Here is a 20,094-nt window from a genome sequence, read left to right as displayed (position 1 = left end):
AAGCAGAGAGAAATATCGGCAATGGTAAGGATGTCGGTGACTGAACGCAGCAAAGCATGAAAACCACAATCTCATGCTCAGGGAATGTTTTTGCCCTTGACGGACAGCCTTTTAATGGGTGACCCCGACCTGATGTTCCCAATCCAGACCCCAGCCTTCCCCCTTCTCTCTCGAAGACATCGAAAAAACGCGGCATCGCCTAGATAAATCCACCCCCGGGCTAATTTTTACAGGATTGAAAATTGGCTATCGAAAATAGTTAGTTAAAATGAGTGAACATACGGAAAATCCCTGTCGGGGAAATCGGAAAGGGTACGGATTTTCCTTAGGGGTGAAACGGGAAATCCCGGAAGAGAGAACACACAGGCAAAGATTGCCCCAGAACGGCTGAAGGGCGGTGTAAATCAAGATTTGACCAGGGTTTGGGGGTGTTATCTCGCGGACGGGAATTGCATTTTTTGCGCGGAATATGGCGCAAAGGTTGCGTTGTTGTTTGGGAGCGGAAAAAGAAACGTCGCAATTCAAGTAAGTTACATGGAATATATATCTGGCATGTGCCTTGCAATACAAAAAGATGAGGGGATTCCGTGCAGACAGCGACAACCGCGAACGCCGAGCCGTGGTTTCCACCCTCAAACGAGCTGGTTAATCGACCACGGGCACGGAACTTTCGAAGAATTAATACAGCTCCCTTTCGTTGAATGATACAGAAAGGACAGACACCATGAAACAACTTCATAGACTGGCCGGAAATGAAAGCGGCTTTACCTTGATCGAAGTTCTCATTGCCCTGACCATTTTCGCCATCGGTCTGCTGGCGTTGGCAGGCATGCAGATTACCGGCATTCAGGGTAACGCCAAGGCGCACGAAGTAACCGCCAAATCAGCTCTGGCAATGGGTGTACTGGAACAGATAAATGCACTTGAAGGCAATGATGATTTTTTTCTCAACGACACCACCGACATGATTTGGAATTTTAACGGTGCTAACAGCATCGAGCTGGCCGGGGCCGGCACCTGTACCGCCCTAGTCAGCGTAACTGTCGACCCCGAGATCGATGGCACTACTTACTTTGATTTGAGTCAGGCTTCCGTCACGGTCTCCTGCGGCGACGGGCCCTCCATTACGCAGACGCTGATTAAGAAACGGAGAGACTGATCATGAACAAAGTCACAAAACGCGAAGCCGGTTTCACTTTGATCGAACTGCTGATCGTCATGGTGGTCATGGGCCTGGTCATCACATCGGTCTACAGTCTGTTCATCAACAGCAAGAAAACCGCAACCACCTCGGAGGAGGTCGTCGACGTGCAACAGAACCTGCGGATTGCCATCGACACTCTGGCCGGTGATATTCGCATGGCCGGTTTTCTCTTGCCCAACGACACAGATCCCATCAGCAGCGCTCCCGCCAGCCTAGGGATCGATACCAACAACGATGACGCTCCCGACACGGGCACGGTCTTCTCTCTGCAAACCATCTCTTCGACGCGGGCCTACGCCCGCGTGATCAGTGAAGATCTCTATGGCGGCGGCTTGACGGTCGCAAGCGGTTCAGCCGCCGCATTTTCTAAAGACGACCTCGTTCATGTCATCCGACCCAGCTCTGCAAAAAGCATTTCCGGCCCCCTGACCCTTGCTGAGCCTTCCGGTGATGTCCTGCTCATCTCTACCGATGAGGACGCAAAGCCTTACCTCCCCGGCAGCATCAACCCCAACGATATCGTTGTTAAAAACCTGGATGAAGAACCCAAGACCGTCAGTTACTGGTTGTGTGCCAGTGACAGTGCGGGTGACAACATCTACAACTTGGTCCGCAACAATGGCAATACGACGATGACCGTGGCCAGCAACATCAATACCATCGACCTGAGCTACATTCTGGAGGATGGCACTGAAAGCAGCGCGCCTGCGGCACTGGAAGCCATCCGCGCCATTCGCCTGACAGTCACGGGTCAAACGGATAACACCAAAACGGGGTTGGCCAACTTCTCCGGCGTCAAAACCCGCAGCCTCCAGACCATCGTCAAAATCCAGAATGCCTTCGGAGGTTAACCATGCGACCAACCCATACAGCAACCGACAAACCGCACCAGACCAGCCGTGCCGGCCTTCCGCACAACAACGAAAAGGGCTTCGTTCTGATCCTGTGCATGGTGATGCTGGCCGTACTGACCATCCTCGGGCTGATGGTGCTGACTTCTACCGATACCGAACTGAGCATTACCACCAACACGCGCATGGCCGCCGAAACTCTTAGCGCCGCAATAACCGTGCAGGAACTTGCACAGACAAAAATTCTGGATCAGGATGAACGCCCCGATGCCGCCCAAAAAGAGACAAAGCCCATCAACCCTGAAGATGTTATCAATCTGCTTCCTCCTGGAACCAGCTTGCGCAATGACGGCATCAACGAAATTTCTGGCTTTAGCGGACCGGCCAGCGCAAAAATGCGGGCCCGCTTCAGTGCCGATGCCTCTGGCAAGGGCAACATCTTCTACACCACAGGAGAAGGAAGTGGAGGAAATGATTGGCCCTACTACCGCTCAACCATCGAAACTCAAAAGCAGCGTGCGACAGCCCGCTTGGAAGCTGTGCAAATCGACCTTACTCGCTGAATCAACCGGCCACAACCCATTACCCGACAAGGAGAAGGCCATGAAAAAGGTTATCCTGTTTTTTGCCATGCTGCTTTTAACTCCCCCGGGGGTTTACAGTGCACCGGAACCAGATTATTATCTCGGCGATACCAGCGTTTATGCCGGTTCGACTGTCAATGTGCCGCCAAATATCATGTTTTTTATCGATACATCCCAACAAATGGCGGAAACAGGCTCATCTGGAACATACCTTAGAGATGACAGTATCGACTACACCGCCGGCCTACAAAATCCCTATTCTCGCAACACCATCTACTATAAAAACAAAGATAATTACCAGACGACAGGAATGGATCTTTCCGATATCCAGGCAAACTGCAGCAGTCCGCCTCCAGAACGTACTGACGCGGCCTACCCAACGTTACTTGAAAATGGCAACTGGATTGGCTGCCTGAAAAACGGCAGTTACTGCACAAACAAAACAGAGGACTATTATACCGGTGACTATTTGAACTGGAAGGAACAGGCAGCAAATTCACAAGAATGGTCTGCCGAAACAACATATGAATTTGGTGATGTTGTTTATGCCCCAGGGGATTCCTCCGAAGACCAAAAATACAAATGCGTCAAACCCGGACTTTCCGGTGGTATCAATCCATTTCCCGCGACAGCCGATCTCGCTGCCACCTATGCCGATGGGGAAGTTAGCTGGCAACCACAGGCCAGCATCATTGAAGTCATTGAAGCTGCCATGAACCAGACCATTTTCCCTTTCTTAGAGTCACAGGGGGTTCGCGTCGGGCTCATGAAGTATGGCGGAACCCAAGGGGGCGCCGTTGTCGCACCCATAGCAAACCACACCGCCAGTGAATTGGCTGCATTTATGACCAACACGATCAAGCCAGACCCCTACAACCAAACGGCAAATGCGCAGCCCCTCGGTTCTGCATTATGGGATGCCTGGCTCTATTGGGTGGGCGATCCGCAAGGGACAAGCCATGCCAACAGTGCTTATCAAGGGAACCCTGACTCCGATTCCCCCATTGAATACTGGTGCCAAAGCAACCATATGATTGTTTTGGCAACCGGTGCAACCAAGGACAATCTAGGCGAAAGCAACCCATTGGCTCAGATGGATAATGGTGACGATTATTATTCACCGGAAGCTGCCAACTATCTTTACGAAAGCCTTGATTATTCTACAAACGGAATTCAATCAAAAGTTAAAACACATATCATCCAAATGATGACCAGTGAGATCAGTCAGCTGGTCCAAGCGGCCAGCGACGGCCATGGCCTCTATGTCAATGTTTCCGAATCAAGCCAAATCCTTGAAGCGCTCATTGACATCATTCTTGCCGTTCTTGAGGCCGATTCCTCCTATGTCGCGCCGGTCGTTCCGGCCAGCCCGGAGAGCCAGCTTTACAGTGGCGAACGCATCTACCTCGGTTTTTTCAAGCCCATGAACGATGAGCCCTGGTATGGCAATATCAAAAAGTTTGCTTTCGATCAAAGCAACCGCATGCAGGGTTTCGATACTGCCGGTGCTCTGACAGGCGCAACCGATGAAGAGGGGGAGTTTCTTGCCGACAACAATGGCAACCCAGCCATCCGTTCGTTCTGGAGTACTGCCGCCGACGGTCGCCAGGTTGATGCCGGCGGTGTTGGTGAGCGACTGTTTGACCTATTTGCCACGCCACCGGCGGTGCCCGGCAACCGCAAACTGATTTTCGGAAGTTCGCTGACCAGCTTTACCAGCGCGAATCTCACCAAGGAACAGCTGACTGTTGAAACAGATGCGGAAAAAGACAGCCTTATTCAATTCATCTACGGTCTCGATGCCTACAATGAGTATGATGGCGACATGCGCCACTGGATAAAAGGCGACGTCATGCACTCAAAGCCCGTTATTATGAACTATAGCAACTATGATTTTAATCTTGAGAATGAAGTAAAGTGTGATACCAACAAAACCTATATTTTTGTTGGCGGCAACGATGGCATGCTGCATGCCTACCGCGACTGCGATGGCAAGGAAGTTTGGGGCTTTATTCCCGATGAGTTTCTGGCCAATCTGAAATATTTAAGGGATTTTGACCATCATTATTACTTCATGGACGGCGCTCCTGTGATCTTTTTTCATGACCAGAACAACGATAACACCATCACCGCAAGCGAGGATGCCGTGGTTCTGATCGTTGGCATGCGGCGCGGAGGCGGAAAAAGCACCCTGGGTTCCGGCGGAGGCGACAGTACCTATTACGCTCTGGACATCACCAACCCGGAAAACCCTGAATTTTTATGGAAGATCAATAACAACACCTCCGGATTCACTGAGTTGGGACAAACCTGGAGTCTGCCGACTTTGGCACTGATGCAACTCGGCGAGCCCAAGACCGCCAAGGTCGTCGCCATTTTCGGAGCCGGCTACGATACCAACGAGGATTTACGCTACGGTGCGGCGCAGGATTTCCCTGACGCGGATGACACGACGGTAACCTCATCGGCCAGTTCCGGCGAAGGCAACCTGAGCAGCAACTCTGGCGCCGGCCCTTACGCACCCAGCGGTCGAGGCTGTTTTGCTGTGGAGGTGGCTTCATTTAATCCCTCGGCGGAAAAAAAGGTGGTCCTCAAAACCAGCCCAACCCGATTGTGGAGCTACACGGAATCTGAAGACGAAAGCGGTCGGATGCAATTCAGCTTTCCTTCAGACCCGCTGGTGTTCGATCGAGATCTGGATGGTTTTGACGATACCGCCTATCTGGGTGACACGGGCGGCCAGTTGTGGCGTTTTGACATGCAGAGCAGCGATACGACCAACTGGAATGCAACCTGCATCTTTGCCGCCAACGATGGTTTCACCAGTGATCCGCCCGAAGTCGGTCGCAAGATATTCTACAAACCGACGGCAACACTTTCGGGCGATGACACCTTTGTTTACTTCGGCACGGGCGACCGTGAACATCCGCTCAACACGGCGGTGACGGATCGGATTTACGCCATTCGCGATCGCCGCATTCCGGTGGGGCTGACGGATACGACGGCCATCAGCGACTACAACACCAATAACCAGTTATGGGATTACAGTTCTGGCCCCCTGACGGAAGCGAACCTTGTCGATGTGACCGCCTATGACTACACAACAGCCAAACTGGATCAACTGCGGCCGCCCTATCAGGATCGTGCGGACAATGCCCCGGATAAAAGCGTCAAGTATGGATGGTTTATTAAACTTAACGAAGCGGATCGGGGGAGGGAAAAGGTTTTGGCCAGCGGCGAGGTGTTTGATGGTGTTGTCCTCTTCACCACCTATGAGCCTATAGCCCCTGGGGAGGGAGATGACCCCTGCGTCGGGGTACTTGGCCGTGCGTGGCTGTATCCGATGGACGCTTTCACCGGCCAGGCCGCCTTCAATCTGAGCAGTGACAACGACTCTGACAACCAGTTGGTGATCGGCCGTCCTGACCGCTCTATGAGCATCGGTCGTGGAATCGCCTCGGAACCCCTCATCAAGATGGATCGGAAAGGTAATGTTTCCGTTTTGGTGGGACGTGGTAGTGGCTTTTACAATTCAGCGAATGACGAAGGGGCTCTCAGTAAGTGGAAAAGCAATCCTCTTTTCGACGTCTACTGGATGAAATGGTGATGAATCGACGGCGATGGTTATTTCTGCTGGCCGGTGCGGCAATGGTATGGCTGTCTGCCGCACCGGCACAGGTAGTTGCGGCCTCTGTGATTACAACGATACGTGTCGCGCCCCTGCCATTTGATACCGCTACGGGGTTGACCGCTGAATGCCTGTTGACGGAAGACAGCCCCACGGTGGTGTTGCACTATCGCTGGTTTCTCGATGGCGAGGAACTGCAAGACCTTGACACGGAGCAGGTTCCTGGAGAACGGTTGCGGCGCGGGGCCATGCTTTCTGTTGTGGTGACGCCGGAAACCTTCAGAGGGGAATTTCTGGAGCCCTTTGTCAGCGCGCCTCTGGAGGTGGCCAATGCGTCCCCAAAAATTCTTTCACAGCCGCCTGAAACCGGCGCTGCCAAAGGTTTTTCCTATCAGATCCAAGCCCAGGACACGGATGGGGACCACCTGAACTTTCTTCTTGTGGAAGGGCCTGCGGAAATGACCCTTGACGCCGAAAGCGGTCTGCTCGAATGGTCGCCGGCAGCCCTACCGGAAGGAAGATTTCCTGTTCGGCTGCGGGTAGAAGATGCCTATGGCGGATGGGAAGAACAGACCTTTGAACTGAGCCTGGAGTTCCCAGCGCCACAGCAAACGTCGGGAGGAGAGAGCAATGAATAAGCGCGGCTTTACCCTGATGGAGCTGATGATCACAATCGGCATCATGGCCATTCTTATGGCTTTCGCCACCCCGGCACTGGTGCAATGGAGGCAAAGCGCCCAGATCAAGGAGGTGGCTCGTGACATTCTGACCGGCCTGCGGCAGGCGCGAGATATGGCGGTAACCAGCAGCTCCACGGTAACAGCGGTGATCGATCTGGATAACCATCAGCTTGTCTATGGCGGCATGACACGCACACTGACTCCCCAGGTACCGCTGGAAGCACGGGTCAAGGTCAACAAAGACGACGATCCCCCCTGGGCAACAACCGGCACAAAAGAAACCCGTTTTCACCCCCAGGGCAATGCCAGCAATACCCTGTTCATTCGAGTCAATGGCGATGACAACTTGGAGGTAAAGATCGAATTCGAAGCCACCGGTCGGGCACGACTATAATTGAGTTTCGGAAAAGACCTTGGAAGTGTTTTATAAGGCGATATTTGAAGGTAAAGCGGAAAAGTTACCCAGTTGATCGGCAGCGGTGACAAGGTCGAAACCCTGGCCGCGCGGGCCGGGGCACAATCCACAGCGAAACGGGAAACCGGCGAAGGCCTGAAAGCGATCGTCACCGGCAAGAAAGGACCGCCGGTTTTTCAGTGGCGGGTCAACACCCCTACTGGCTGATCAAAAAAGCCGCGGATGGGCGTTTTTCATCAACCGCCTAATCCTCCCCCATCTCCTTCAACTTGTAAACCAGGGCCCGCAGGCTGATTTCCAGCAGGCGGGCCGCTTTTGTCTGGTTGCCGCCGGTGGCGGCCAGGGCCTTGCGGATGTATTCCTTTTCAAGCCGCGCCACGGCCTGCTTGAGGGAATAGTCCTCGGCCCGGTCCCGTTCGCGGCGGCGCACCTCCCAGGGGAGGGCAACCTGGTTGACCCACTCCCCCCGACAGAAGATCAGGGTCTTTTCCATGAGGTTTTCCAGCTCACGGACGTTGCCGGGCCAGCCGTAGTTTTCGAGGGCGGCAACGGCGTCGGCGGTAAGATGCGGTACCGGTCGCCCTTCGCGGCGGGCGGCGGCGGCGAGAAAGTGCTCGGCGAGAACGGCAATATCCTTCTTGCGTTCGCGCAGAGGTGGGATGTGGACATCGACCACGGCCAGACGAAAATAGAGATCCTCACGAAAGCGCCCGACGGCGACTTCTTGGCGCAGATCCCGGGCGGTGGCGGCGAGGACGCGGACATCGACCTTGCGCGGCTTGCTGTCGCCGACCCGCAATACCTCCCCTTCCTGCAAGACCCGCAGCAGCTTCGGTTGCAGTTCTGACGGCAATTCGCCGATTTCGTCCAGAAAGAGCGTACCGCCGTGGGCGGCGCCAAAGAGCCCTTGGCGTTCGCGGTCGGCGCCGGTGAAAGCGCCCTTGGCGTGGCCGAAGAGTTCGCTTTCCAGCAGTCCGGCGGCAATGGCACTGCAATTCACCGCGACAAAGGGGGCGTCATGACGGTTTCCCTGTTCATGCAGGGCGCGGGCGACAAGCTCCTTGCCGGTGCCGGTCTCGCCGGTGATGAGAACCGGTGAGGTCACGGCGGCCAGGGCCGCCACCCGGGCCATGACCGCCGCCATCGCTTCACTTGTGTAAATCGGCTCACGCCCCCGGCGCTCACCGGCGAGGGCTTGTTTGAGGCGGGCGTTCTCCTGCTGCAGGCCAAGACGCTCCTCGGCCTTTTTCACCGCCAGTACCACTTCGTCGGGTTTGAAGGGTTTGGAGATGTAATCGTAGGCCCCCTGCTTCATGCACTCCAAGGCGGTATCGACAGAGCCGTAGGCGCTCATCATGATGACCGTGAGATGGATGTGTTTCGCGCGCAGGGTACGGAGAAAGGCAAGGCCGTCCATATCGGGCATGCGGATATCGCAGAGGGCGAGCAGGCACTCCTGCCCCGCGACGGCCGTCAGCGCCGCTACGCCGTTCTCGGCCTCAATCACGGCGTAACCCTGCTTCTCCAGCACCAACCGCAGCATGTGCCGCATCGAAGCTTCATCATCAATGATCAGTATCGGTTTCATGGGTTTTCCTTGATGATATGCTGATCATAACTCCCCCAACCCCCTCTTAGCTTAAGAGGGGGGGATGAACTCTCCTCCCCTTAAGCTAAGGGGAGGTCGGGAGGGGTTAAGTCACCCGTCCTCAACCACACCCAAAACTCACTCCCCAACCCCGGCGTCGAGAGAACTTCAATCCGCCCGCCGGCCTCTTCGATGATGCGTCGGCAGATGGCCAGGCCGAGGCCGCGCCCTGTGGTCTTGGTGGTGTAGAAGGGGTCGAAGAGATGGACGCGCGCCTCGTCGCTCAGGCCGCAGCCACTGTCCCTGACCGCGAGCCGGACCCACTCCCCTTCCACGGCACCGGAAAGGCGGATGGCACCCCCCACCATCGTCGCGTCGCGGGCGTTAAGAAGCAGGTTGACCAAAACCTGGCGCAGGCGGTGCGGGTCCATGCGCACCAAGGGAAGTTTCTCGGGGAGTTCGTCGTAGAGACGGCGCTGATCGAAAACCCCCTGATGCCGCAGCAGATCGAGAACGTCGCGCCCAAGGGCAGCGGGGTCGAAGGCTTCGCGAACGGCGGGGGAAGGCTTGGCGAAGTCGAGAAGCTCGCGCACCAGCCGGTCGATGCGCCCGGCCTCGGCCAGGGAGCGCTCGACGAGATCCCGCGCAGCGGGATCGGTCAAATCGCCCTTGAGCAGTTCGAGATAGCCGACCACAGCCCCTAGAGGGTTGCCGATTTCATGGGCCATGCCCGCCGCCAGATGGCCGACGGAGGCCATTCGTTCGGAACGGATGAGTTCGTCGCGACCGCGCCGCAGAGAAGAGGTCATATGATTGAAGGAGGCGGCCAGCTCGGCGATCTCCCGGGGGCCTTCCACCGTGAGGGTCGCGTCCAGGTTGCCACCGGCGACTTCGGCGGTGAGGGAACGCAGACGGCCGATGGGACGGACGACGTTACGGCCGAGCAAGTAGAGACCGAAGAGGATGAGGATGACGCCGTAGGCGGCGACGTAGAAGAAGACCAGACGCCGGGCCTCGGCGATGCGCCCGCCGATGTCGGCGAGGGAAAAGCGCGCGTGCAGCATGCCGAGGCGCTCCCCGCTCCGCAGCAGCGGGACATCCACGGTCAGACTGCCCGAAGCAGCGGCAGCAGAAGCCAGCAAATTCGAGGAATAATCGACAGTGACGCGCGCCTCCCCACCCACCGGCAGGAGGTTTTCATGAGCGGTGGGATGCGAGCCGAAGCTCGCCACGGGGAGACCGGCGGCGTCGCACAGGGACCAGTCGACCAGTCCGGCAGGATGAACCAGGGGCATGAGCCCCACCCGCGCCCGCGCCGCCCGAACATCGGGAGCTTCATCCCCGGCGCTGAGGGCGCGGCCGAGCACTTCCACCGTCGCCAATGCCCCGGCCACGCGCTGGGAAACCAGTTCCTTTTCGGTCAGCTTGAGCAGCAGAAAACCGACAAAGAGAAGCGCCGCCCCGAGCAGAATCGCCAGGTTGACGAGAATTTCAGTACGCAAGCCGACACTTTTGGACACCTTGGCCTTCCCTCCCCCACAGCAAAGCGATCCTGTTATTCTAGGGGCTTCGCCGCGACAATACAACCGGCTTGACCAAAAGCCCCGGCCACCCCTTAAGCCCTCCGCAGCCAGGCCTCGAAACGCTCCCGCGCCCCCGGGGAGAGAATCCGGGCGAAGGTTTCCCGATTATAGAGATAGAGGCAGTGCCGGATCGAGGTGTAGGGGCTGAAAGTTCGATCGGCGTTTTCGGCGAGATACGCCTCGCGATAGTCGCGCACGGTTTTCAGATATTCAATCAGACTCCGATGCAGATCGGACTTTTTAAAATCGTGGTCGAGTTTGAGGATATCTTCGACAAAGCCATCGACCTTGAAATCCTCGAATTCGAAATCACGAAAGAAGTGCCGGGCAATACGCAAAAAGTTGAAGGCATTCGCGGTCTTTTCACTGGCCGCTCCGGCGGATTCCCCCGCGCCGCCGCCGTTACTCCCCGTCGGCTCGCCGATCGGTTCGACCCTGGCCTTCTGGATCAGTTCCTCGGTGGCATTGCGGATCTCCTTAAATTCCCGGTCCGCCAGCTCAAAAAGGGCGGAGAGAACGTTGATCCGGCGTTTGAGCTCATTGGGGATCGATTTTTTGTATTTGATTTTGTGATCGAGAACACTCCAGGCATCCTGAATCAAGGAGCGAATCTGCACCTCGAAGGGCAGATCGGCATAGGCGGCGTACTTGGGCAAAGCCGCTTGGGCTTCGGGCAGGGCCAGATCCATGTGCAACCCTTTGTAGCCGAAGGAATCCTCGGTGCTTTCCAGGGCCGAAATCTTGTCGGTCACGTCGATGATGCGGAAATGCCGCTTGAGCACTTCGGCGACGGGAACGATCTGGTCTTCGTAGGGACAGATGATACGAATGCCGATGAGATCGGTCAGATAGTTCCTGATTTCATAGGGTTGCCCGGCGGCTTCCAGTTTCCCCTGATATTTGCGGTGAAATTTCTTGACACACTCTTCCCGGTCCTTGACCCGTCCTTCGACAGCCGTCACCTCGCCGACCTCCGCCGCTTTGAGCAGCTGGGAGATCATCCGCATATAACCGTTCTTGACGCTGTTCAGGCGGGCCCGGTTGCCGTCGTAAAATTTGTAAAAGGAGCGTTTTTCCAGTTCAAAATCGAGAGAGGCCAAGGTCGGCTCCTACTGTTTGGGGAATGGTCGCGGCAACCGCGGAAGCGGGTTGCGAGTCGGTTCGAATCGTGCCGACGCTTATTCATTGTATCTCATGAATTGTCAGGCGGCGACAGTTACGGGATGAATTCATCCCGTGTCTTGACAGAAATTTAATAACTGCTAAGTTCCAAGGGGTTCATCCCCCTTTGGCCTTATTCCCGAGGACGGAAGCCGTCCTCTTCGCCTTCGCCGAGGAGATTCGATTCATGGCCCTGCATCCCCTGGCCGGACAACCGGCGCCGAAAAGCCTGCTTCCTAACATCCCCCGCCTGATCAGCGACTACTACACCCGCCGTCCCGACCCGAACGATCCCGGCCAGTTGGTCGCCTTCGGCACCTCGGGGCATCGCGGCACGGCGACGAAACAGACCTTCAACGAATGGCACATCCTCGCCATCGTCCAGGCGATCTGCGATTATCGCCAGCAGTCGGGAATTTCCGGGCCGCTTTTTCTCGGCATGGACACCCACGCTCTCTCCGAACCGGCCCACGCTGGCGCCCTGGAAGTGTTGGCCGCCAACGGCGTCGAGACGCGCGTCGCCAAGGATTTCGGCTACACACCGACACCGGTCATCTCCCATGCCATCCTGACCTACAATCGCGGCACTCAGGCAAACCATGCCGACGGCATCGTCATCACCCCGTCCCACAACCCGCCGGACAACGGCGGCATCAAGTACAACCCGCCCAACGGCGGCCCGGCCGACACCGACGTCACGAGCTGGATCGCCGACCGGGCCAACGGCTACCTGCACGACGCCCTGCGCGGGGTTAAACGTCTGGCGCTGGTTGAGGCGCTGGCCGCGCCGACCACCCGGATGCACGATTACGTCACCCCCTATGTGGACGATCTGGCCAACGTCATCGACATGGCGGCCATCGCCAAAGCCGGGCTGCGCATCGCCGCCGACGCTCTGGGCGGCTCGGGGCTCGGTTTCTGGCGGCCCATCGCCGAAAAATACGGGCTGAATATCGAACTGATCAACGGCTGGCCCGATCCGACCTTCAGCTTCATGAGCGTCGATAAGGACGGCAAGATCCGCATGGACTGCTCATCAAGCAGCGCCATGGCCGGACTGATCGGGCTCAAGGATAAATACGACATCGCCTTCGGCAACGACCCCGATTTCGACCGCCACGGCATCGTCACCCCCACGGCGGGGCTGATGAACCCCAACCACTACCTGGCAGTGGCGATCAACTACCTCTTCGCCAACCGCTCCGGATGGCGCAAGGATGCGGCGGTGGGCAAGACGTTGGTCTCCTCGTCGATGATCGACCGGGTGGCGGCGTCCCTGGGGCGGCCCCTGGCCGAGGTGCCGGTCGGCTTCAAATGGTTCGTTGCCGGCCTCATCGACGGCTCCTACGGCTTCGGCGGCGAGGAGAGCGCCGGCGCTTCCTTCTTGCGCCGGGACGGCACGGTCTGGACGACGGACAAGGACGGCATCATCCTCGCCCTGCTCGCCGCCGAGATTACCGCCGTCACCGGTCGCGATCCGGCGCGGCACTATCAGGAACTGACGGCCCGCTTCGGCGCGCCAGTCTACGACCGCATCGACGCCGTTGCCACCTCCGCGCAAAAGGCGGTGCTGGAGAAACTTTCACCGGAAATGATCGCCGCCGCGACCCTGGCGGGCGAGCCGATCACCGCCAAGCTTACCCGCGCCCCGGCCAACGGCGCCGAGATCGGCGGACTCAAGGTCGTCACCGAAAACGGCTGGTTCGCCGCCCGCCCCTCGGGAACGGAGGAGATCTATAAAATCTACGCCGAATCCTTCAAGGGAACCGAGCATCTCTTGCAGATCCAGAAAGAAGCCCAAGCCATTGTCAGCGCCGCCTTCACCGCCGCCGGCATCTGAAAAGTCCGCCCAAAGACTTGCGCCCCCGGGTTAACTATCCGGGGGCGCAAGTCTTTTTACCCTCATGAAATTGATTGACAGCGCTTGCGGCAAGAGCGCATAATTCAAATTCATATATTTGATTATTGATGCTTGCAAAAGCATCTGGTTGGATGGCCAAGCAAAACGCCACATACAAAGCGCGTCGTTGTTGTTGAGCAATGAGGCGTAGTTACGCACGTCGAAGCAGCGAAACGAGGGCAGAAACGCAGCAGTTGACGAGTTTTTGCGACGCCATTCATGATTTCCGAAGGGATGCCTGTACACGCAGGGGGAAGGTTACCGATGGAACCAACCGTGGAATTCGACAGGACACTCAGCTATGACCGCGAGGCGGAAATCCTCAAGGTTCTGGGACATCCTGTACGTCTGAAAATCGTCGCCGGCCTCATGTCCCGGTCCTGCAACGTGAAAAGGATCTGGGAATGTCTCGAACTGCCCCAGGCCACCGTCTCCCAACATCTCGCCCTGCTCAAGAACAAGGGGATCATTGAGGGACGCCGCGAAGGGGTGGAAGTCTACTACCAGGTAGTCTGCAAAGAAGCCCGCAATATCATCGGCTCCCTCTTCGAATGTATAAACTGCCGCTGACACCCCCCCGAACCAATCCTTCCATCTCATCCTTTTAACGCCTCGGAATTTCTGAAAATAACTACGGGCGCCTCGCTTTTGCGACGGCGCCCGCTGCTGTTTCTTCCCCCCTCAAGCGCGGCGGCCCAATCCGTAAATCACTTCGTAAGTCGCCGGAATCATGCCGTCGCGCCCATGCTCCCGCCGATAGAGCTCCATCATCCGTTCCATGACCCGGCGCGAGGCGAGGCCCGGAGGCCCGGAACGGCTGGCGTTCTGGGCGCCGATCTTTTTCAGGGACCGGAGCAGGTCGGGTACGTCGGCATGATGCTCCCGCTCGTCGACGCTCTCCACCGCAATCCCGACGAAACCGACCCGGCGCAGCGACTCTGCGACCTCCTCCCGGGAGGGGAATTCCTGGGTATGGGACGTCCGAGAGGCATCGACTTCGCCCAGCGCCCGTTGATGGCAGGAACGCAGCTCGCACAGGGTTCCGGCTCCGAAGAGGGCGAAGGCAAAGACGCCGCCGGGCTTGAGCACCCGTGCGCTTTCGGCGAAAGCGGCAGGCAGATCGACAATCCATTGATACATGGAAGCCGAAAGCATCAGCCCGAAAGAGCGGTCGACAAAGGGCAGACAGGCGGCGTCGGCATCAAGAGCCCAGGCGCCGGGGAGCCGGCTCGCCGCCTGGCGGGTCATGCCGTGGGCGAGGTCGGTAACGACCAGCGGCAGTTGGGGATAGACTTCGGCGATGCGCCGGGCGAGGGCGCCGGTACCGGCACCGACTTCCAACACCGGCCCCGACATAGAGCCGAGGCGCTCCAAGCGCTCCAGAAGCCCCGCCACCACCCGTTTCTGGACCTGGGCATAACGCTCATATTCGTCGGCATGGCAGGAAAAGTGGCGCCGCACCCGGTGGTGATCAATCAAGGGACGCTTCATGCAAGAAAACTTCGCCATCGGCTAAAGACCTCGTCGGGCCGGCTGAGAAAAGGGGCATGGGCGATTCCCGGCAAGGGTTCCAGGCGTGCCCCGGCAATCGTGTCGGCAAGATAGCGGGCGGCGCCGGGCAAGGTAATGGTATCCAATTCGCCGTGCTGCACCAGGGTCGGACAAGCGAGCGCGGCGAGACGGCTCCGCTGATCCTCCCGGCGCAAGGCGTCGAGGGCCGCCAAGGCATCGGCGGGTGCCGGCGGCGCGGGAAGCAGGGCGGCGATTTCCCGAAGGCGCGCCGGGGGAAGTTCCTCCCCACCGAGCATGCGCGCGCGGAAATCCTTGAGGGTGCCCGGATAGTCGCGGCGTAGTCGGCGCTCCATCGCCCGTACTTGACCCTCGGGCAGGCCGTGGGGCCAGTCGGCGGCGGCGCAGAAACGCGCCGTGACGGCAACCAGCAGCAACCGCTCGACCCGTTCCGACGACAGCGAAGCAGCCAGTTCCAGCGCCACCTGTCCGCCCATGGACCAGCCGACAAGGCGGATGCGGTCAAGGGCCAGGGCCGCGAGCCACGCCCGCAGATCCCCCGCCAGGGCGGCGAAGCCATCATCGGCGGCGGGGTCGCTGGCGCCGTGCCCGGGCAAGTCAGGGGCGAGAACCCGATAGGTAGAGGAAAAAGCCGCGAACGCTTCGGCGAAGATCCGGGAGGAGAAGCACCATCCGTGCAGCAGCAGCAGGGGCGGCCCAGCTCCCGCCTCCCGCCAGGACAGGCGGCGCCCATCGGCGAACCGGAACTCGTTCATCGCGGCAATTCCCCGAGAATGCCCACGATCGTCTCGGCGGCGGCCGCCACCTCTTCGGGCCGGTGATCGGCCATGAGGGTGGCGCGCAGCCGACATTGACCGACGGGAACGGTGGGCGGGCGTATCCCCTGCAGAAAGATGCCCCTATCGAGCAGACGCCGGGCCGCTTCCATGGTTGGCTGGGGCTCGCCGGTGACAATGGGGACAATCTGGGTGACGCTGTCGCCCAGGTCGAGCCCGCCCCGGCGCAGACTCTCGACAAAAATTTGCCGGTTGTTTTCCAGAGCGGCGCGGCGAGCCGCCCCTTCGGCGCTGTCGACGATATCTAAGGCGGCAAAAGCCGCCCCCAGCACCCCCGGTGGCAAGCTGGTGGAGAAGATGAGGGAACGAGAACGGTTGATGAGGATATCGATCACCTCCCGCTCGGCGGCGAGGTAGGCACCGAAGCAGCCGAAGGCCTTGCCCAGGGTCCCCATGTGCAGATCGATACGGTCGAGGCAACCGAGCCGCTCGCCGCTGCCGCGCCCGCTCGCGCCGAGCACCCCGCCGCCGTGGGCGTCGTCCACCATCAGCAGCGCCTCGAAACGCTCCTTGAGTGCGACCAGTTCAGGCAGTGGCGCCAGATCGCCGTCCATGCTGAAGACCCCGTCGCTGACGATCAGCCAACGGCCCTGCCGCCGGGGCGCCTCCAGACGCAACAACCCTTCCAGCGCGTTCATGTCGCGGTGGGGATAAACCACCACCCGCGCGCCGGAGAGGCGGCAGCCGTCGATGATCGAGGCATGGTTGAGGGCGTCGGAGAAGATCAGGTCACCGGGCCCGGCCAGGCCTTGCAGAATGCCGGTGTTGGCGGCGTAGCCCGAGTTGAAGACCAGCGCCCCTGCCGTCCCCTTGAAGTCGGCGATGCGCGCTTCCAGTTGTGCGTGCAGCTCCATCGTGCCCGAAACCAGCCGGCTGGCGCCGCTACCGACACCGAAACGGCTCGTCGCCGCGCAGCTCGCCGCGATCAGCGCCGGATGCCCGGCCAGTCCCAGGTAGTTGTTGGAGCAGAGGAGCAGTACCTCGCGGCCGTCGACGACCACCCGCGGTCCCTGGGGACCGGCGACGGTCTTGAGGGTCCGTAGCATCCCCTGTTCTTTCAGGCTTTCCAGTTCCTTTCGCAGCTTATCCATGATTTTTCAGTCCCGCCACTCTTCTGCGCCGCCGATCGTCCCGATCCGATCGATGAGCAGCACGGCCTGTTCGAGAAAAGCAACCAAGCCCTCCCGGTCGAGTCCGGCGCCCCGGACAAAAAAGGCCCGTCCGCCGCGTTCCTCCCCCAAAGGCTTGAGCTGAGGAAAGCGGACATAACCGAGATCACGAGTCGCCATGTAGCCGGCCGTATAGTCGGGATCATCGGACCAGCAGAGTTCAGCCAGCACCTGCGGCGCGGCCAGCACCTTGCTCGCCAAAACCAGGGCCTCGCGCACATGGGAGTTGTCCAGACCCTGTTCGCCGAGGCGCGCGCGCAGTTCGGCCTCGGCGGTCGGCGTCAGGTCCATGCGGCTGGCGCGCACGCCCCGGGCGGGATCAGCTTCAAGACGCGCGCCGCTTTCGGCGTCGATGAGCATGGCGCCACGCATCGCCCGACCGTCAGGCGCGGCCCCTTGGGCGATCCAATCCATGGCCGCGCTCACCGCGCCCGTGCTGATGCCCGCATCGCGAAGCAGACGCCGCGCCGCCTGTCGCCCCTGCCGGTAATCAGCGACCAGGTAAGTGCGTAGATCGAGGAGCCGGCCGTGGCGGATTTCCGCTGGCGGCACGAGATCGACGGCCAGACGGATCTCATCGGCCCGCCCCCGGGGATGTTCCAGGGCGCGGCGTACCAAGGCTGCCGTCGCCTTCTCCAGATCGGCAGCGCCGACCAGACGTTCGCCGCCGGAAAGATGCCGGCTTTCGCGGCGGGCGTGCATACGCAAGCTGTAAAGGGACTCGTCCATGACGGCAGAATTAACACGGAGAAAAGTGCATTGTCAACGAAAGACGCCGTCCAGGTTAACCATCCACCCCTGGCAGTCGCCGGTACTTTGTGGTAGCGTGCGAAGAATCGCGTCGGACATCGTCCACGCCTTCCCCGACACCCCTTTCCGACGGGTTGCCCATGACCGAATTCGCCCAACTCCTTCTCTGGGGAGCCTTCGTCTGCTACCTGCTCTCCGTCAATCTTTACCTGCTTCATACACTGGTCCGTCGTCCGCTCTTTTGGCGCGGTGCCTTCGCCCTAGTCGTGCTCGGCTTTCTGCTGCACAGCCTGTGCCTCGGGCTGCGCTGGTATCTGGCCGGCTACCTGCCGGTGACCAACCTCTTTTCCACCCTCTTCTTCTTCAGCTGGGCGCTGGCGGCAACCTACCTCTATTTCGAACTGCGTTACCGGATCCATGCCGCCGGACTCTTCGTCATGCTCCTCAATCTGCTGCTCCTCGGCGCCGCCCTCCCCCGGGACAGTGCTCTCAAGCCGCTGATCCCGGCCCTCGACACCCCCCTCTTCACCCTGCATATCGCCTTTTCCTTCCTCGGTTATGCCTTCTTCGCCATGGCCTTCTCCCTCGGCGTGCTCTACCTTTTTCAGCGCCGCCTGACGACACCGCTTCTGCCGGACCTCACCCTGCTGCACCGGCTCAACGAGGAGGCGATTTTTCTCGGCTTTGCTCTTTTCAGCCTGTGCATGATCTTCGGCGGCATCTGGGCCCAGATCGCCTGGGGCTATTATTTTTCCTGGAACATCAAGGGGCTCTGGTCCTTCCTCATCTGGCTTTTCTACGCCGGGATGTGCCACGCCAAATTCATCCGCCGCTGGCAGGGGACGGGATACGCCTGCCTCTCCATTCTCGGCTTCGCCCTGGTGCTCTTTACCTACCTTGGGATCGGGCTGCTTCTGAGCAGCAACCATCCCCTCGACTGAGCGAATCTCACCATGTCCCGATTCCGCACCATGCTCACCGATCTCTGGAAACTCTGCTGTTCCCTCAAACTGGCCATCGTCCTGGCGACCCTGGCGACGTTGACCGCTTTCGCCGGCTCGCTGCTGATGCCCGCGCGCCCCTGGATCTTCGCCCAGATGGACGGGCTGAGCCTGGGTGAATGGTTTGCCGCCCAAGGCTGGAATTATCCGGAAGCGACCTGGTGGATCGGGCTGTACGGGGCGCTGCTGCTCCTTCTCGGGCTGAATACCGCCTGTTGCATCATCGACTGGCTCGGCCACCTGCGCGCGCGCTGGCGCAAAAGCGGCGAATATCTCATCCACCTCGGCTTTGTCTTGCTGCTCGCCGCCTATCTGTGGGGCAGCCTGGCGGGCTTCCGGGTCGCCGGAGAGACGCTCGCCGTCGGCGAAATCCGACCGGTGCCGCGCCTGCCCGGCCATTACCTGCGCCTGCACGCGGTCGAGCCGGTTCTCGGCTCAAGCGGCCACCCCATGGATGTGCGCAGCACCCTGAGCCTGTTGCGGGGAGAAACGGTGCTGGTGCGGCAGGCGGTGCGCGCCAATCATCCCCTGACCTGGAAAGGGCTGACGGTTCTTGGGGTCTCTTTCGGTCAGCGCAACGACGGTTTCCGCTTCGCCGGCCGCCTCGGGACGGTGGAACTGCGTCCCGGCAGCCGTGTAGCCTTGCCGGATGGCGGCGAGCTGCACATCAGCGACTATCGCCCCAACGGTTTGCGACGCGGCAACGGCGGCCAGGCCTTCGATCCGATCTTTTTCGGCGAAATCCGCCGTCCGGGCCACCCCCCCGAAGCCTTCCGCTACCGGTTGCGCGAACCTCTTCCCCCCGCTCTGGTCCAAACGGGTCTGGATCTGCGCCCGCAAGCCCCCCTTCAGCGACCGGTGAGCATTCTCACCATTCATTATGATCCCGGCCTCAACCTGGCCTTTGCCGGCGCCCTGCTCATGACCCTCGGCATCCTGCTGGCCCTCGGTTCTTTTTACCGCAAACGAACCCGCGGCGATCGCCCTCGGCTCTGAAATACGCCCCTCCCCACAGAACCGATTTTCCCTTGAGTTTTTCGGCGCATGGCTGTTATCATCAAGAAAAATTACAGGCCGTTCAAGACATCAAGCGGGAATTCCCGGGATTTCAATTCCGGGATGAACGCGTTTTTGCGCGAAGCGCAAATTAACGTGTTGACAGCTATCCAAACCGTGAGAGGGTGAATTATCACCACAGACGGAGCGGCAATGAT

At 59.3% G+C, this 20,094-nt stretch carries 18 protein-coding genes; 11 read left to right on the top strand and 7 right to left on the bottom strand.

Features of this window, described 5'->3' with window-relative positions; genetic code table 11:
- Window positions 1-724 precede the first annotated feature (724 nt).
- The 7 genes from RBR25_RS15570 (at window position 725) to RBR25_RS15540 (ending at window position 7,569) form a co-directional block, all read left to right on the top strand.
- The gene (locus RBR25_RS15570) at window positions 725-1,159 is read left to right on the top strand and encodes a type IV pilus modification PilV family protein (RefSeq protein ID WP_432820478.1); all 435 of its coding nucleotides are present in this window, start codon (window positions 725-727) and stop codon (window positions 1,157-1,159) included.
- Window positions 1,160-1,161: 2 nt separating this feature from the next.
- Complete coding sequence (locus tag RBR25_RS15565; RefSeq protein WP_432820477.1) at window positions 1,162-2,055, top strand: PilW family protein; 894 nt, start codon at window positions 1,162-1,164, stop codon at window positions 2,053-2,055.
- Between the two features lie 2 nt (window positions 2,056-2,057).
- Window positions 2,058-2,618: a pilus assembly PilX family protein gene (locus tag RBR25_RS15560; RefSeq protein WP_432820476.1), complete on the top strand. Its 561-nt coding sequence runs from the start codon at window positions 2,058-2,060 to the stop codon at window positions 2,616-2,618.
- 40 nt (window positions 2,619-2,658) lie between these two features.
- Entirely contained in the window at window positions 2,659-6,246 is a 3,588-nt protein-coding gene (locus RBR25_RS15555; RefSeq protein ID WP_432820475.1) for a pilus assembly protein, read from the top strand.
- Window positions 6,201-6,905, top strand: a complete 705-nt coding sequence (locus RBR25_RS15550; RefSeq protein ID WP_432820474.1) for an Ig domain-containing protein — start codon at window positions 6,201-6,203, stop codon at window positions 6,903-6,905. Before RBR25_RS15555 ends, RBR25_RS15550 begins: the two co-directional genes overlap by 46 nt.
- Window positions 6,898-7,341, top strand: coding sequence for a pilus assembly FimT family protein (locus RBR25_RS15545; protein WP_432820473.1), 444 nt, complete (start codon window positions 6,898-6,900; stop codon window positions 7,339-7,341). The genes RBR25_RS15550 and RBR25_RS15545 overlap by 8 nt, the downstream gene beginning before the upstream one ends.
- A 72-nt stretch (window positions 7,342-7,413) precedes the next feature.
- Window positions 7,414-7,569, top strand: coding sequence for a hypothetical protein (locus RBR25_RS15540; RefSeq protein WP_432820472.1), 156 nt, complete (start codon window positions 7,414-7,416; stop codon window positions 7,567-7,569).
- A gap of 37 nt (window positions 7,570-7,606) precedes the next feature.
- Here the strand turns inward: RBR25_RS15540 and RBR25_RS15535 are convergent, their stop codons facing one another.
- From RBR25_RS15535 to RBR25_RS15525, 3 genes are all read right to left on the bottom strand, one after another.
- Window positions 7,607-8,950 carry a sigma-54-dependent transcriptional regulator gene (locus RBR25_RS15535; protein WP_432820471.1) on the bottom strand — a complete coding sequence of 448 codons (1,344 nt, stop codon included), beginning with the start codon at window positions 8,948-8,950 and terminating at the stop codon, window positions 7,607-7,609.
- 80 nt (window positions 8,951-9,030) lie between these two features.
- Window positions 9,031-10,470 carry a sensor histidine kinase gene (locus RBR25_RS15530; protein WP_432820470.1) on the bottom strand — a complete coding sequence of 480 codons (1,440 nt, stop codon included), beginning with the start codon at window positions 10,468-10,470 and terminating at the stop codon, window positions 9,031-9,033.
- A gap of 95 nt (window positions 10,471-10,565) precedes the next feature.
- Window positions 10,566-11,633, bottom strand: coding sequence for a GTP pyrophosphokinase (locus RBR25_RS15525; RefSeq protein ID WP_432820469.1), 1,068 nt, complete (start codon window positions 11,631-11,633; stop codon window positions 10,566-10,568).
- Between the two features lie 248 nt (window positions 11,634-11,881).
- On the opposite strand from RBR25_RS15525, the gene pgm reads away from it, so the two are divergent.
- On the top strand, window positions 11,882-13,534 hold the full coding sequence (gene pgm, locus RBR25_RS15520; RefSeq protein ID WP_432820468.1) for a phosphoglucomutase (alpha-D-glucose-1,6-bisphosphate-dependent): 1,653 nt from the start codon (window positions 11,882-11,884) through the stop codon (window positions 13,532-13,534).
- Window positions 13,535-13,858: 324 nt separating this feature from the next.
- Window positions 13,859-14,164, top strand: coding sequence for an ArsR/SmtB family transcription factor (locus RBR25_RS15515; RefSeq protein ID WP_432820467.1), 306 nt, complete (start codon window positions 13,859-13,861; stop codon window positions 14,162-14,164).
- A gap of 111 nt (window positions 14,165-14,275) precedes the next feature.
- On the opposite strand, the gene RBR25_RS15510 is transcribed toward RBR25_RS15515, so the two are convergent.
- The 4 genes from RBR25_RS15510 to RBR25_RS15495 are packed head-to-tail and all read right to left on the bottom strand — an operon-like array spanning window position 14,276 to window position 17,858.
- On the bottom strand, window positions 14,276-15,085 hold the full coding sequence (locus RBR25_RS15510; protein WP_432820466.1) for a methyltransferase domain-containing protein: 810 nt from the start codon (window positions 15,083-15,085) through the stop codon (window positions 14,276-14,278).
- Window positions 15,082-15,879: an alpha/beta fold hydrolase gene (locus tag RBR25_RS15505; protein ID WP_432820465.1), complete on the bottom strand. Its 798-nt coding sequence runs from the start codon at window positions 15,877-15,879 to the stop codon at window positions 15,082-15,084. The genes RBR25_RS15510 and RBR25_RS15505 overlap by 4 nt, the downstream gene beginning before the upstream one ends.
- Window positions 15,876-17,051: an 8-amino-7-oxononanoate synthase gene (gene bioF / locus RBR25_RS15500; protein ID WP_432820464.1), complete on the bottom strand. Its 1,176-nt coding sequence runs from the start codon at window positions 17,049-17,051 to the stop codon at window positions 15,876-15,878. The genes RBR25_RS15505 and bioF overlap by 4 nt, the downstream gene beginning before the upstream one ends.
- 6 nt (window positions 17,052-17,057) lie before the next feature.
- Complete coding sequence (locus RBR25_RS15495; protein ID WP_432820463.1) at window positions 17,058-17,858, bottom strand: 6-carboxyhexanoate--CoA ligase; 801 nt, start codon at window positions 17,856-17,858, stop codon at window positions 17,058-17,060.
- 161 nt (window positions 17,859-18,019) lie between these two features.
- Between RBR25_RS15495 and ccsA the strand changes: the two genes are divergently transcribed.
- Complete coding sequence (gene ccsA, locus RBR25_RS15490) at window positions 18,020-18,820, top strand: cytochrome c biogenesis protein CcsA (protein ID WP_432820462.1); 801 nt, start codon at window positions 18,020-18,022, stop codon at window positions 18,818-18,820.
- A 12-nt stretch (window positions 18,821-18,832) separates the two neighbouring features.
- Window positions 18,833-19,876, top strand: coding sequence for a cytochrome c biogenesis protein ResB (locus RBR25_RS15485; RefSeq protein WP_432820461.1), 1,044 nt, complete (start codon window positions 18,833-18,835; stop codon window positions 19,874-19,876).
- Window positions 19,877-20,094 lie beyond the last annotated feature (218 nt).

It is taken from the genome of Trichloromonas sp., assembly GCF_034006665.1.
Lineage (GTDB): Bacteria > Desulfobacterota > Desulfuromonadia > Desulfuromonadales > Trichloromonadaceae > Trichloromonas.
This window is presented reverse-complemented; position numbering and strand designations above follow the sequence as displayed.

What these genes read in the sequence shown, in the direction of transcription:
- RBR25_RS15570 (WP_432820478.1), top strand. Translation starts at nt 725, where the DNA reads ATGAAACAACTTCATAGACTGGCCGGAAATGAAAGCGGCTTTACCTTG.
- RBR25_RS15565 (WP_432820477.1), top strand. Translation starts at nt 1,162, where the DNA reads ATGAACAAAGTCACAAAACGCGAAGCCGGTTTCACTTTGATCGAACTG.
- RBR25_RS15560 (WP_432820476.1), top strand. Translation starts at nt 2,058, where the DNA reads ATGCGACCAACCCATACAGCAACCGACAAACCGCACCAGACCAGCCGT.
- RBR25_RS15555 (WP_432820475.1), top strand. Translation starts at nt 2,659, where the DNA reads ATGAAAAAGGTTATCCTGTTTTTTGCCATGCTGCTTTTAACTCCCCCG.
- RBR25_RS15545 (WP_432820473.1), top strand. Translation starts at nt 6,898, where the DNA reads ATGAATAAGCGCGGCTTTACCCTGATGGAGCTGATGATCACAATCGGC.
- RBR25_RS15535 (WP_432820471.1), bottom strand. Translation starts at nt 8,950, where the DNA reads ATGAAACCGATACTGATCATTGATGATGAAGCTTCGATGCGGCACATG.
- pgm (WP_432820468.1), top strand. Translation starts at nt 11,882, where the DNA reads ATGGCCCTGCATCCCCTGGCCGGACAACCGGCGCCGAAAAGCCTGCTT.
- RBR25_RS15515 (WP_432820467.1), top strand. Translation starts at nt 13,859, where the DNA reads ATGGAACCAACCGTGGAATTCGACAGGACACTCAGCTATGACCGCGAG.
- RBR25_RS15510 (WP_432820466.1), bottom strand. Translation starts at nt 15,085, where the DNA reads ATGAAGCGTCCCTTGATTGATCACCACCGGGTGCGGCGCCACTTTTCC.
- RBR25_RS15505 (WP_432820465.1), bottom strand. Translation starts at nt 15,879, where the DNA reads ATGAACGAGTTCCGGTTCGCCGATGGGCGCCGCCTGTCCTGGCGGGAG.
- bioF (WP_432820464.1), bottom strand. Translation starts at nt 17,051, where the DNA reads ATGGATAAGCTGCGAAAGGAACTGGAAAGCCTGAAAGAACAGGGGATG.
- RBR25_RS15495 (WP_432820463.1), bottom strand. Translation starts at nt 17,858, where the DNA reads ATGGACGAGTCCCTTTACAGCTTGCGTATGCACGCCCGCCGCGAAAGC.
- ccsA (WP_432820462.1), top strand. Translation starts at nt 18,020, where the DNA reads ATGACCGAATTCGCCCAACTCCTTCTCTGGGGAGCCTTCGTCTGCTAC.
- RBR25_RS15485 (WP_432820461.1), top strand. Translation starts at nt 18,833, where the DNA reads ATGTCCCGATTCCGCACCATGCTCACCGATCTCTGGAAACTCTGCTGT.